Origin of the sequence: Okeania sp. SIO3B5 (assembly GCF_010692555.1) — a bacterium.
In the GTDB taxonomy this organism is placed as follows: Bacteria; Cyanobacteriota; Cyanobacteriia; order Cyanobacteriales; family Microcoleaceae; genus Okeania.
Genome location: NZ_JAAHHG010000276.1, coordinates 1 through 13,233, shown reverse-complemented (window position 1 = coordinate 13,233; position 13,233 = coordinate 1). Strand labels below are relative to the sequence as shown.

At 34.4% G+C, this 13,233-nt stretch carries 9 protein-coding genes and 1 pseudogene; 6 read left to right on the top strand and 4 right to left on the bottom strand.

Annotated elements, in window-relative coordinates:
* The first annotated feature begins 297 nt into the window (after positions 1-297).
* The 4 genes from F6K54_RS27985 (at position 298) to F6K54_RS27970 (ending at position 3,508) form a co-directional block, all read left to right on the top strand.
* Complete coding sequence (locus F6K54_RS27985; protein ID WP_293084982.1) at positions 298-456, top strand: hypothetical protein; 159 nt, start codon at positions 298-300, stop codon at positions 454-456.
* A gap of 89 nt (positions 457-545) precedes the next feature.
* Entirely contained in the window at positions 546-668 is a 123-nt protein-coding gene (locus F6K54_RS27980) for a hypothetical protein (RefSeq protein WP_293084979.1), read from the top strand.
* A gap of 246 nt (positions 669-914) precedes the next feature.
* A complete protein-coding gene (recG, locus tag F6K54_RS27975; RefSeq protein ID WP_293084976.1) occupies positions 915-3,407 on the top strand; it encodes an ATP-dependent DNA helicase RecG in 2,493 nt (830 codons plus the stop codon).
* Positions 3,365-3,508 carry a hypothetical protein gene (locus F6K54_RS27970; protein WP_293084985.1) on the top strand — a complete coding sequence of 48 codons (144 nt, stop codon included), beginning with the start codon at positions 3,365-3,367 and terminating at the stop codon, positions 3,506-3,508. Before recG ends, F6K54_RS27970 begins: the two co-directional genes overlap by 43 nt.
* A 57-nt stretch (positions 3,509-3,565) precedes the next feature.
* Here the strand turns inward: F6K54_RS27970 and F6K54_RS27965 are convergent, their stop codons facing one another.
* From F6K54_RS27965 to F6K54_RS27955, 3 genes and pseudogenes are all read right to left on the bottom strand, one after another.
* Positions 3,566-4,729 (bottom strand): transposase, encoded by a 1,164-nt coding sequence (locus F6K54_RS27965; protein ID WP_366558253.1) that lies wholly within the window; start codon positions 4,727-4,729, stop codon positions 3,566-3,568.
* Between the two features lie 336 nt (positions 4,730-5,065).
* A complete protein-coding gene (locus tag F6K54_RS27960; protein WP_293084973.1) occupies positions 5,066-5,347 on the bottom strand; it encodes a DUF2470 domain-containing protein in 282 nt (93 codons plus the stop codon).
* A 71-nt stretch (positions 5,348-5,418) separates the two neighbouring features.
* Positions 5,419-5,631, bottom strand: a pseudogene (locus F6K54_RS27955) (aldo/keto reductase); the annotation flags it as partial.
* A gap of 458 nt (positions 5,632-6,089) precedes the next feature.
* Here F6K54_RS27955 and F6K54_RS27950 point away from each other — a divergent pair.
* Both F6K54_RS27950 and F6K54_RS27945 read left to right on the top strand, forming a co-directional pair.
* A complete protein-coding gene (locus F6K54_RS27950; RefSeq protein WP_293084970.1) occupies positions 6,090-9,050 on the top strand; it encodes a PAS domain S-box protein in 2,961 nt (986 codons plus the stop codon).
* 10 nt (positions 9,051-9,060) lie between these two features.
* A complete protein-coding gene (locus tag F6K54_RS27945) occupies positions 9,061-10,758 on the top strand; it encodes a bifunctional diguanylate cyclase/phosphodiesterase (RefSeq protein ID WP_293084967.1) in 1,698 nt (565 codons plus the stop codon).
* 509 nt (positions 10,759-11,267) lie between these two features.
* On the opposite strand, the gene F6K54_RS27940 is transcribed toward F6K54_RS27945, so the two are convergent.
* Complete coding sequence (locus tag F6K54_RS27940) at positions 11,268-12,416, bottom strand: J domain-containing protein (RefSeq protein ID WP_293084964.1); 1,149 nt, start codon at positions 12,414-12,416, stop codon at positions 11,268-11,270.
* Between the last annotated feature and the right edge of the window lie 817 nt (positions 12,417-13,233).

Sequence of the window (13,233 nt, the reverse complement as noted above, 5' to 3'; positions counted from 1 at the left end):
ATTTCAAAATATCCAGGTAAAACAATATATATTTAATGAATTTATTAATTAAATAGATAAATGGGTTTCCTCAAAGAAAACAAAATAAAAGAAATCAAAAAAACTGGGGGTTGCTGAGGGGCGGAATTAATCTTTTTGGAACAGGTAAATCTCATCTTTAATACTTCATACTTATTTTTTATCCAAGGTTAAAATTCATTCCACAAATATGCAATGCCAAAAACTGAATGCTGATATTTATTTAACTATGCTTTCTCTAAATGAGCGACTAAGAAAATATTACAGAAAAAATATACTATGAATAATGAAAGAGAAAAGATAGACTGGGAAAGATTACAAAAAGCTTTGTCCGTAGAAGTACAATATGGATTTCAAAATATCCAGGGAAAACAATATATATTTAATGAATTCATTAATTATATAGATAAATGGATTTCCTTAAAGAAAACAAAATAAAAGAAGTCAAAAAACAGAATGCTGATATTTATTGAAGTGTGAATTTCTATAAATTACCGACTAAGAAAATATTATATAAATAATCTGCCATGAATAACGAAAAAGAAAAGATAGACTGGGAAAGACTACAAAAAGCTTTGTCAGTAGAAGTACAATATGGATTTCAAAATATCCAGGTAAAACAATATATATTTAATGAATTTATTAATTAAATAGATAAATGGGTTTCCTCAAAGAAAACAAAATAAAAGAAATCAAAAAAACTGGGGGTTGCTGAGGGGCGGAATGAATCTTTTTGGAACAGGTAAATCTCATCTTTAATACTTCATACTTATTTTTTATCCAAGGTTAAAATTCATCCCACAAATATGCAATGCCAAAAACTGAATGCTGATATTTATTGAAGTGTGAATTTCTATAAATTACCGACTAAGAAAATATTACATAAATAATACGCTATGAATAACGAAAAAGAAAATATCGACTGGGAAAGACTACAAAAAGCTTTGTCCGTAGAAGTACAATATGGATTTCAAAATATCCAGGGAAAACAATATATATTTAATGACTTTTTAAGTATCAGTTTGAGCGAACCACCCATAATATTACAAGGTTATCAAAATCAATTTCAGGAAATATCTAATAAATTTGTCAGCTATCCAGAAATGACCAGAGAAGAGCGGCAAAAATTACTAGAAACAACTAAATATTTTTTACAAAAAATGCAATATATTTCTGAAGGAGTAAAGCCGGAAGAAACAATAAAAAAAGAGATAATTCAACCAAAAGAAAAAACTAAAGAAAGACTAAAACAGAGTTCTGTTACTCCCCAAAAATACAGCGATAAACTTGATGTAGAACAACCATTAACAGAAGTAAAAGATATTAGCAAAAGAAACAGCGATCGCCTAACAACATTAGGATTATATACAGTTAGAGAATTACTTTATTATTACCCAAGAGACCATATAGATTATGCTCGTCAAGCAAATATTCGTGACTTAGAGCCTGGAGAAACTGTCACAATAATTGGCAAAGTTAAACGATTTAATTGTTTTTCTAGCCCGAAAAATAAGAAATTAACTATTCTCGAACTTACTCTCACAGATGCTACAGGTCAAATTAAAATAAGTCGCTTTTTTGCCGGACCTAGATTTAGTAATAAAGGTTGGCAAATGCAGCAGAAAAAATTATACCCAGTCGGTGCAACAGTAGCTGTTTCAGGTTTGGTTAAAGAAAACAAATATGGGAAAAATTTAGATAACCCAGAAATAGAAGTTCTTGATAGTGAAGGGGGTAAAATTGAATCCATGAAAGTTGGTCGTTTAGTACCAGTTTATCCCTTAACAGATGGAGTAGGTGCAGATGTTGTTAGACGAGCAATATTTACAGTTTTACCAACAGCAGAACAATTATCAGATACATTGCCTGAAGCATTACTAAATCAATATCAATTAATAGATTTAAAAAATGCGATTAAAAATATTCATTTTCCTATAGATCGAGATTGTTTAGCAGCAGCTCGTCGTCGCTTAGTTTTTGATGAATTTTTCTACCTACAATTAGGATTATTGAAACGTCGGCAACTGCAAAAAAAGGTAGAAACAGGAATAGCTTTACCAACTACAGGAAAATTAATTGAGCAATTCTATAAACTCCTGCCATTTGCGTTAACTAATGCTCAAAAAAGAGTAGTTAATGAAATACTCAATGACCTACAAAAACCTGAATCAATGAAAAGATTAGTACAAGGAGATGTAGGAGCAGGAAAAACTGTAGTAGCAGTTGTGGCGATGTTAGCAGCAATTCAAGCTGGTTATCAAGCTGCTTTAATGGCACCAACAGAAGTATTAGCAGAACAACATTATAAAAAATTAGTTGCTTGGTTTAATCTCTTACATTTACCAGTTGAATTATTAACTGGTTCGACAAAAGTAGCAAAACGCCGAGAAATTAACTCTCAACTTGAGACTGGAGAATTACCTGTATTAGTCGGTACTCATGCCCTAATTCAAGATGCAGTAATTTTTCACAAATTAGGTTTAGTAGTAATAGATGAACAACATAGATTTGGGGTTCAACAAAGAGCAAAATTACAACAAAAAGGTGAATCTCCTCACTTTTTGGCAATGACGGCTACCCCAATTCCGAGAACTCTTGCTCTGACATTACATGGAGATTTGGATGTTAGTCAAATAGACGAATTGCCTCCAGGAAGACAACCAATTCAAACAACAACTTTGACTGGAAGACAACGTAAAAAAGCTTACGATTTAATCCGCCGAGAAATAGTTCAAGGTAGACAAGTTTATATAGTTTTACCCTTAGTTGAAGAGTCGGAAAAATTGGATGTAAAGTCAGCAGTTGAAGAACATCAAAAGTTAGCTGAAAAAGTTTTTCCAGAGTTTCAAATAGGTTTACTTCATGGAAGAATGAGCAGTGCAGAAAAAGACCAAGCAATTAGTGCATTTCGGGATAATGAAACTCAGATCTTAGTATCTACAACTGTGGTGGAAGTGGGGGTAGATGTGCCGAATGCCACAGTAATGTTAATTGAAAATGCAGAAAGGTTTGGTTTATCTCAGTTACATCAGTTGCGGGGACGGGTGGGGCGTGGTGTCCATAAGTCTTATTGTTTGTTGATGAGGGGTGCGGGTTCGACGGATGCTGTGGAAAGGTTGCAGGTTTTAGAGCAGTCTCAGGATGGATTTTTTATTGCTGAAATGGATATGCGTTTACGGGGACCAGGTCAAGTTTTGGGAACGAAGCAGTCTGGGTTGCCGGATTTTGCTTTGGCGAGTTTGGTTGAGGACCAGGAGGTTTTGGAGTTGGCGCGGGGTGCTGCTTTTCGGGTGATGGAGAAGGATGAAAGTTTGAATAGTTGGCCTCTGTTGAGGAGAGAGTTGGAATGGCGGTATCAGAAGATGATGGGAGGGTCGATTTTGAATTAGGAGTGGCTCACACTGATTATGGCACGGATACACGGATAGGTCTGGGTGTGGGGGAGATAGACAAACAAACAGCAAGTGACATACTCCCACGCCAACCTTAAGGTATGGCGTGGGCTTCTCGTTTCCCAGTCCCGGTACCCCGTCGGACTCCACGAGCTTTAAGGACGTCTGGGCCCTACCGCCCTATTTTTTATATTGATCGCTGCATTCCAGTCGCGGTCTATTACAATACCGCAGTGTGGGCAAGAATGAGTTCGTATGTTTAATTCTTTGGGGACTTTTTCACCGCAATTCGAGCAATCTTGGCTGGTATTTTGAGGGTTCACTGCTATAGTTTTCTGTCCAGTATTTCCGGCTTTGACAGTCAAAATAGACAGGAATTGTCCCCATCCAGCATCGTTAATTGATTTACTCAAACGAGTCTTTGCTAGCCCTTTAATGTTTAAGTTTTCATGGGCAATAATATCCGCTTTTAATAACAATTCATTGGCTGTTTTGAAGTGAAAATCTTTACGTTTGTCAGCTACCTTTTTATGTTGTTTAGCTACGGCTTTGACAGCTTTTAACCATCTTTTGCTTCCTTTTTTCTTTCGAGATAAACGTTTCTGTAAAGTCTTTAATCGCTGCTGAGATGAGCGATAGTATTGAGGGATGGGGACTGATTCTCCTTCACTTGTTACTAAGAATTCTTTCAATCCCATGTCGATTCCCAGAGTATTTTTTAATGTAGGTTCAACTTCAGTTGTTAAAGCTGGAACTGATTTGTCTTCTAGGGATAAAGTCACATAATAACCATCTGCTTTACGACTAATAGTTACTGTTTTAATTTGAAAACCATCAGGTAAAGGCCGATGTTTAATTAACTTTACCTTGCCTATTTTGGGCAAATTAATTTGATTTTCTTCTATGGAGTCAAGTTTGATTTGAGGATAAGTAAAACTGCGATAACGTCCTTTTCCTTTAAACCTTGGTTTCCCTAATTTCTGTCCATTTTTGTCTGCTTTCAACCATCTATCAAAGGCAAGTTTTACCCGTTTTATGCAATCCTGTAAAATCTGAGAATGAATTAGCTTGTACTCAGGAAACTTGTCTTTGGTATTGACTAAATCTCGTTTTTGAGAGTAATAATCTGGATTATCTCTTAGTTGAGGAATTGGCATCACCAAAGGGCAAGCATTAACCGGACAGCGATTTTCCTCCCACCAGGAGAACCGCTCACCTAACCGATAGTTGTACTGCCGACGCAACAATTCCAACCACAATTCTATTATGGCTAACTGTTCTTTATTTGGCCTTAATTTATATTGGTAGGCAGTCCGCATGGTGGAAAATTTCTGGGGTTATTGGAATATCATCATACAAGTTTTTCTACTAGGGCGAAAGCTTGTGCTGGGATGGCATGCAAATTGAATGGGCATCGAACCTATTCAATTTGCTGCCGATTCATCTCACGCCAATTTTTCAAATATGGCGTGAGGCTCAAGGGCGATGTAGCTAAAGTAGGAGTGAGTTACTCTCCCATCAAACTATTCTGAGCAGAAGAGTAACTAGACAAATTCACTTCAACAATCACCTAAAATCCCAATTTGTTAGACTTTTCCGCAAAAAGCATCTCACTTTTGATTGTTTATTTTGACTGTCGTAAAATTGCTCATATTTCATTTTTGAGTACGAGCTAGTTTGAGCATATCAATAAGAGTATGATGAGCATCTTCAGCATCCTTTAAAGTATGGTCAAATTCTATTCTTATAGGTAAACTTTCCCCACTAACTTCAACAGTTAAATTCATACCTTGAGCATCAATAGAAAGCATTTTTGCTGCTGTAGAATTAGAATAACTGCCAAATTTTTGAGCATAAAGAAGTACAGCATCTGCATGGTCTTCATTCATGTGAGAACAAATGCGATTACTAATTTCTCGAGTAAATGAATCAGACATATTTTCAAATCCTTATTATTAAATTTATCAATTTCTCAATTCTAAATTTTAAATTATATCAATTTCTCAATTCTAAATTCTCTAATAAAGTCCTCTGCTGGGCTATAATGGTTTGCTAAATTCCAAGTAGTGAAACCTGCATCCATGTAGTCAAACATACTTTGGATAGCAGTTTTGGGGTCTATATGTCCGTGAATACCTGATACCTGCCACATTCCGTTTAAAATGCGACAGATGTTTAAATTATCGGTAAATTTTAATCTGCTTGACTCAGGTAGTTTCATGGCCTATTTTGACTAGATTTTAGATAATTGTTCTACTTTGGCAAATATTTTAATATTTCTAGATGCCACAGACTAGGTTATAGCTTAACTATTGAAGAGCTAAAAAAGTATGTGTTATAAAGTTAATATGTAAGCATTTAGCTATCAGCAACGCCATTTTTTGGAAGGCAAAAGCAACCTTTGAAATTGAGTTTGAATAAAAAGTTATTGCTATGGGTCTTCTTCCCAAACCCTAGAAGTAATTATTCATTGCTAATTGCTGAATCAGAGTGTATTCCTTCAGAAGTGCTGACTGGTAATAGCTGTTTGCACAGCATTCCGCAGGAAATGCTTACCTTAATATATCCCACTAGGATATATAGTTAATTATTCAAAAAAAACTTAAAATCAAGCTTCTTTATAGCTTAACCTCTTTATGGTTATGCTAGTTATACTATAGTTATTATTCCCTAAAATCAATGTCAATGATGTATAGCGTTGTTCAAAATTTACAGCAAAGTGTTGCTCAGTTGACAGAAGAGTTAAAAAAAGAGAAAGCAGAACATCAATTGACTAAGAATGCTCTCCAAAAAAGTGAAGCACGTTTACGGATACTTACTAATCAAGCGTCTTTAATTATTTGGGAAGTAGATAACAAAGGTATATTTACTTTTGTAGAAGGCGACAAAAGTAAAGCTATAAAATCAACAATTAAATCTTATGATTTAATAGGAAAATCAATTTTTGAATTATACAAAGACCATCAAGAAGTATTAGATAAAACTTACTTTGCACTGGGAGGCAATGAAGTTAAATGGTTTGGGGAAGTGGAAGATATAGAATATGAAACTAGAGTAATTCCTCAAATATCTGAAAGTGGTGAAACATTAGGATTAATAGGAGTTAATATCAATGTTGATGCAGGTAAAAATACTCAACTAGAAGACCCTAAATATCAACTAAGACTAGAAAAAAAAGTTGAGGAAAAAACATCTGCCTTAAGAGAATCAAATGAACAACTTATAGAGGAGATTGTCAAACATAAACAAGCTAGAGAAGAATTACTATATAGGCTAAATTTTGAAGAATTAATTACTACTTTGTCAGCTCATTTTATTAATTTAGCCCCAGACGAGATAGATCGTGGAATTCAAGTAGCTCTGGAATGGATAGGAACTTTTAGTGGTGTAGATCGTAGCTATATATTGTTACTGGATAAAACTGGTAGTTATATTAACAATGATTATGAGTGGTGTGCTAGTGGCATTAAACCACAAATTGAGCAAAGAAAACAAATACCAATCACAGCATTAGAAGAGTGGAATGAACAAATAAAAAACCTAGAAACAATTTATATTCCAAGTAGAACTAAACTATCAAAAGAAAAATGGATAAGTAAAATATTTTTGCGACTGCAATGTATCAAATCTTTGGTTGTTGTACCAATAGTATATCGTGGTATTTTTATTGGATTTTTAGGATTTGATTCAGTTAAAGAGGAAAAAAATTGGTCAGAAGATATTATTGCTCTGCTCAGAATTATGGGAGAGATGTTTATTAATGCCCTAGAAAGAAAACGAGTAGAAACAGCTTTAGCAGAAAGTGAGAAAAAATATAGGCATCTAGTAGAAACTTCTCAAGATTTAATTTGGTCACTAGATACTTTAGGACGTTTTACTTTTGTTAATCAAGCAGCTAAACGCATTTATGGGTATGAAACAACAGAAATTATCGGCCGTTCTATAACAAATTTTATCTATCAGGAAGAAGTAGAAAAATATACGGCAGCAAACATAAAAAATATTACACAAATACCGATATTTACTCAAGATAATACTTCGAGTTATCAATGGGAAACTATACATAAGCGCCAAGATGGAATACCTGTATATCTTAACTTTAATGCAATTGCTTTACGAGATAAGTTTGGCAATTTTCAAGGAGCTATTGGCACTGCTACTGACATTACTCAACGCAAGAAATCAGAAGAAGCTTTACAAAGAGCTAAAGACCAATTACAGGCAGTCTTAGATGCTGTGCCTTGGTTTGTTTCTTGGATTAGTTCGGAGTTAATATATATAGGAGTAAATAGGCAATTAGCAGCCAGTTTTAACTTACCTCCAGAAACATTTATTGGTCAAGAAATAGGTTTTCTAGGGAGTAGTTGGGGCTTCGTTCAATTTATTAGTGATTTTTTCGCTAGTTCCGCACAACAAATATCTCAAGAAGTTGAGACAAAATTTAATGGAAATATTAAAAATTACTTGGTTGTAGTTCAGAAATATGCTCAAGGAAAAGCATTAGTTTCAGTGGGAATAGATATTACTGATCGTAAACAAGCAGAGGCAATGAAAAGTAAATTAATTGCTTCACTTCAGGAATCGGAGAAAAAATTTCGTAACCTTTATGAAGCCACAAGCGATGCTGTTATACTCCTAGATGGGAACGGAATTATTGATTGCAATTTTGCAACTTTAAAAATGTTTGCTTTAAATAATAAAGAAGAATTTTATCATCATAACTTAGCAGATTTTTATCCCGAATATCAGCAAAATGGAAAAAAATCTGCTCAGTTAATCAAAAGATATATGGTTCAAGCAATTGTCAAAGGTAATAGTTGTTTTGAATGGATAAATCAAAGAGCAGATCGATCGGAATTTCCTACAGAAGTCTTATTAACTGCAATCAAAACTGGTGAATATACTCAAAATAAATCAAGCAAAAAATCAACTAAAAATATGGTATTTCAAGCCGTAATTCGTGATATTACTGAGAGAAAACGTCATGAAGAGCAAATCAAAGAATCTTTAGCAGAAAAAGAGGTTTTACTACAAGAAATTCATCATCGAGTCAAAAATAATCTGCAAGTAATTTCTAGTTTATTAAGACTACAGTCAAGATATATTCAAGATGAAATAATTTTAGAAATGTTAAAAGAAAGCCAAAACCGAGTTAGATCTATGGCTCTTGTCCATGAACATTTATATCAATCAAAGGATTTATCTAAAGTTAATTTTACTGAATATATTTCCAGTCTAGCTACTCACTTATTCCAAGCTTATGCAGTCAAAGCAAGAGGTGTAAAATTAAAGATAAATGTAATTCCTGTTTGCTTAAATATTGATACAGTAATTCCCTGTGGTCTGATCGTTAATGAATTGGTTTCTAATTCTCTCAAGTATGCTTTTCCAGAAGAATTTCAAGGAGAAATTTTCATAGAATTTGATTATGACGACCGCGAGCAAAACCAATTTATTCTCAAAGTAGCTGATAATGGAATGAGTTTTCCTCAAGATTTAGACTATCAAAAATCTGGTTCTTTAGGTCTCCGTTTAGTATGCTCATTAGTGAGACAACTTAAGGGAACAATTGAGTTAGTTAATGAAGTAGGAACAGTTTTTCAAATAACTTTTTCTAGCCTGAATGCAAGTAAATTATAGAGGAGTATAAATGTCAAAATCAAAAATTCTAATTGTCGAAGACGAAAGTATTATTGCTGAAGATTTAGCAGACAGTCTGACAATCATGGGTTATACAGTTATTGATATTGTTTCTTCGGCAGAAGAAGCAATTTTAATAGCAGTAGAAAAACAACCTAATTTAATATTAATGGATGTGATGTTGCAAGGAGAAATGGATGGGATAACAGCAGCAGAACAAATTCATTTAAGCTCCCAAATACCAATAATATTCTTAACAGCTTACACTGATGAAAAAACATTGCAGAGAGTAAAAGCAACAAATCCTTTTGGCTATATTATTAAACCATTTGAAGAAAGAAACTTACATTTAACTATAGAAATAGCTCTCCAAAGACACCAGTACGATCCTATAACTCAATTACCAAATCGTTCTTTATTTACAGAGCGACTTAATGAAACTATATCTTATAAAAATCAGAGTAGTTTAGAAAAATTATGTCATCTAAATAAATCTCAAAACGATATATCTTTTCCCATAATACCTATCCTTTATATTAGCCTAGATAGAATTAATCGAATCAAAGTAACCTTGGGGGATAAAAATGGAGAATTGGTACTTTGTACTGTGGCAAAAAAACTTAATAAGTCTATTGATTCAATAGATTTGTTAGCTCATTTAGAAGCTGCTGAATTTGGGATAATTCTCAAACCAGTAGAAAAAAAGCAAGAAGTAGCAGATATAGCTCAATCTATATTAGATACAATTTCTCAACCAATTTTTTTAGAAGGTTATGAAATTTATATCACTGCTAGTATAGGTATTACCTTTTATCCATTAGATGATGTAGAAGCAAATGAACTTCTAAAAAATGCCAATGCAGCAATGTATCATGCTCAAGAAAAAGGAGGTAATAGTTATCAATTTCATCAATCAGAAACAGTTTTTATTTCTTTAGAGCAACTAGGCTTAGAAACTGATTTGCATAATGCTTTAAAACGCTCAGAATTTCAAGTTTATTATCAACCAAAAGTTAATATCAAGACTGGTAAAATTACTGGGGCAGAAGCTTTAGTACGTTGGTGTCACCCAAAAAAAGGTTTAGTCTCACCAGCAGAATTTATTCCTTTAGCAGAAGAAACAGGTTTAATTATCCCTATAGGAGAATGGGTTTTGCGTACTGCTTGTAATCAAACAAGAATCTGGCAAGAACTAGGTTTTGGACTATTAGAAATAGCAGTTAATTTATCAAGATGCCAATTTACACAAAGAAATATTCAAGAAAGAGTTATTAAAATTATTCAAGAAACAGGTTTAAAAGCTAATTACTTAGAATTAGAAATCACAGAAAGCTTAGTCATGCAAAATGAAAAAGCTGCAACTCAAATTATGGAAGTATGGCAAAACTTTGGCATTAATATATCAATGGATGATTTTGGTACAGGGTATTCATCCTTAAGTTATCTCAGAGAATTTCCATTTGATGTAATTAAAATAGACCGCTGTTTTATTCGTAATATTACTGAAGATAGTAAGACAGAAGCAATTACAATTGCTATTATTCAAATGGCTCATAATTTAAACTTAAAAGTAGTTGCCGAAGGAGTAGAAACTCAATCAGAATTAGACTTTCTTCGTAAATATGACTGTGACGAAATTCAAGGCTATTTATTCAGTCCACCATTGCCCACATCCAAGTTTGAAAGTTTATTAAAAAAGAGGGAGTAGGGAGTAGGGAGTAGGGAGTAGGAAGAAAGAATCATAGAAATATGTGGTTTTTAGGATCAGAGAATAGCTCATTATTAAAAAAGAGGGAGTAGGGAGTAGGGAGTAGGGAGTAGGAAGGAGGAAGAAGGAAGAAGAAATCATAGAAATATGTGGTTTTTAGGATCAGAGAATAGCTCATTATTCAAAAAGAGGGAGTAGGGAGTAGAGAGTAGGGAGTAGGAAGAAAGAATCATAGAAATATGTGGTTTTTAGGATCAGAGAATAGCTCATTATTCAAAAAGAGGGAGTAGGGAGTAGGAAGTAGGAAGAAGAAATCAAAGATAATTTACAACATCAAAAATGGTATTAAATCTATTCATTCCGGCTCCTGAATTCTGGATTCTGAATTCTGAATTCTGGATTCTAAATTATTGAAGAAATACCCTAGATATTTGTAGCAAACATTTATCAAATTGGTATAACATCACCTGCAAGTAGAAGGGAAAGAGCAAAGCTGAAGAAGTCATAAATCACACTAAACTTGTGGAAAGCCACCAGCCAAAACCTAAACCTAATCCAGAAATAATAGCTAAAATCAAAAAAGTAAAAAATCCATTAAACAACTCTATCAACTTTTCTCCCGCAACCATTTGAGAAACCACTCCTGCCACAATACCAATAACTACCCATAACCCAACAATAATATTAGGCCCAGCACTAGCCAAGGCGATCGCCACATTTTTAGACCGAGCAGAACTCCAAGCAGCAGACCAAGCTCCAACCCAAGCACACACAATAAACCCAAGCATACTGCCAACACCATTACCATTCTTCAAACCAATTACAGCATCCACTATTGTCCCAAAAATAAATCCAGCAGCAGCCCAAATAATAGAACCAACAATCACCAACAATACATTTTCAGCCCCATTACCAGCCAAAAATCCCCCTAAAGCAATTACTCCACCAATAGTCACCACAGCAGCAACTGTTCTGGCCTTTGGTTCAGTGCCAGCAATCAACCCTAGACTACATCCAACTATCGCCCATGCCAAAGCAGTAATTATACCTCCCACAGAATTTCCAGCTATCCAACCTGCTCCTCCTCCAGCACCCAATAAAGCGATCGCCCAACATTTTTGAGAACCTGTCCCTTCAATTGCCAAAACAGTCATTCCCATCCATGCCACACCTTCAACTACGGCCCAACTCCAAACAGGAGCTTTGGAAATAACTAATACCCAGGCAGTCAAAGCATAAAACAGGAAAGTAGCTATTAAACTACCCCAAGGAATACTGGAGGTTGTGGAATTTGTTTGATGAGTGTGAACAGAGAATTGTTGAAAAGGATTATTGGCGTTAGAATTTTCTGGCCTTTGAGGAGAGGGGGTAGGTTGAGGAGAAGGTGAACGACGAGGTGATGATTGTTGTGTTTGACTTGGAGTTTTTCGTTTCGGAACAGTTTGTGGTTGAGAATCATTCAAAAAATACCGTAATTTTCGGTAAGCTTCATTAATTTCTTTGAGACGAATTTGAGCTTTTGCTTGGAGACGAGTATTTTGGGCAAAGCGGTCTGGGTGCCAGACAAAGGCTAAATCTCGGTAAGCTTGTTTCACTTGATCTAGGGAAGCACCAGGTTCAAGTTCTAGAATTTTATAGTATTGATTTATCTCATCCACATTAGAAAAATAATCGGTAGTTAGGGCAGTTAGGAATTTAGTTGTTTGAGGTTATCGAAAGTCTTATTTTTTGAGGTTGGTATTATATGGGAGGGAAAAGGCGACCTAGAAGAGTGGGAAAAATATTTCCTCTTTGATTCATCATTACTCTATGTCCTAAGCAACTCAATATTTGATATATAAAACAAAACCAACAGACAGTTAGTTCCATTTTGACCTCAAACTAAGAAAAATGCCATAATCTATCTGGCACAAAACTATAGCGCTAGAGATTTGGTTTAATATTCCCTCACAGACAAAGGAAAGTCTAGAAATATTTCCTGCTTCTACTAGACCAATGAGGGTGAAAATCTCCATTGCCAAATTCAAACCTTCATCTGGCAAAAAAACTATAGTGCTATATATTTGCTTCTACTTCCCTGAGATGGAAAGTTAAGTCTCGGAAGATTTCTTCTACTTGCACTAAAAATTTCAATTCAAAAATCAATATCAATTATCTGGGAAAAAAACTATAGTGCTATATATTTGCTTCTATTTCCCTGAGATGGAAAGGTAAGTCTCGGAAGATTTTCTCTACTTCCCTGAGATGGAAAAGTAAGTCTGAGAAGATTTCTTCTACTTACACTCAAAATCTCAATTCAAAAATCAATATCAATTATCTGGGAAAAAACTATAACGTTACAGATTTACCTCTACTTCCCTGAGATGGAAAAGTAAGTCTGAGAAGATTTCTTCTACTTACACTCAAAATCTCAATTCAAAAATCAATATCAATTATCTGGGAAAAAACTATAACGTTACAGATTTACCTCTACTT

Excerpts from the sequence above, each read along its gene's own strand:
- recG (WP_293084976.1), top strand. The coding sequence starts at position 915 with ATGAATAACGAAAAAGAAAATATCGACTGGGAAAGACTACAAAAAGCT.
- F6K54_RS27965 (WP_366558253.1), bottom strand. The coding sequence starts at position 4,729 with ATGCGGACTGCCTACCAATATAAATTAAGGCCAAATAAAGAACAGTTA.
- F6K54_RS27980 (WP_293084979.1), top strand. The coding sequence starts at position 546 with ATGAATAACGAAAAAGAAAAGATAGACTGGGAAAGACTACAAAAAGCT.
- F6K54_RS27945 (WP_293084967.1), top strand. The coding sequence starts at position 9,061 with ATGTCAAAATCAAAAATTCTAATTGTCGAAGACGAAAGTATTATTGCT.
- F6K54_RS27970 (WP_293084985.1), top strand. The coding sequence starts at position 3,365 with ATGGCGGTATCAGAAGATGATGGGAGGGTCGATTTTGAATTAGGAGTG.
- F6K54_RS27960 (WP_293084973.1), bottom strand. The coding sequence starts at position 5,347 with ATGTCTGATTCATTTACTCGAGAAATTAGTAATCGCATTTGTTCTCAC.
- F6K54_RS27950 (WP_293084970.1), top strand. The coding sequence starts at position 6,090 with ATGTCAATGATGTATAGCGTTGTTCAAAATTTACAGCAAAGTGTTGCT.
- F6K54_RS27985 (WP_293084982.1), top strand. The coding sequence starts at position 298 with ATGAATAATGAAAGAGAAAAGATAGACTGGGAAAGATTACAAAAAGCT.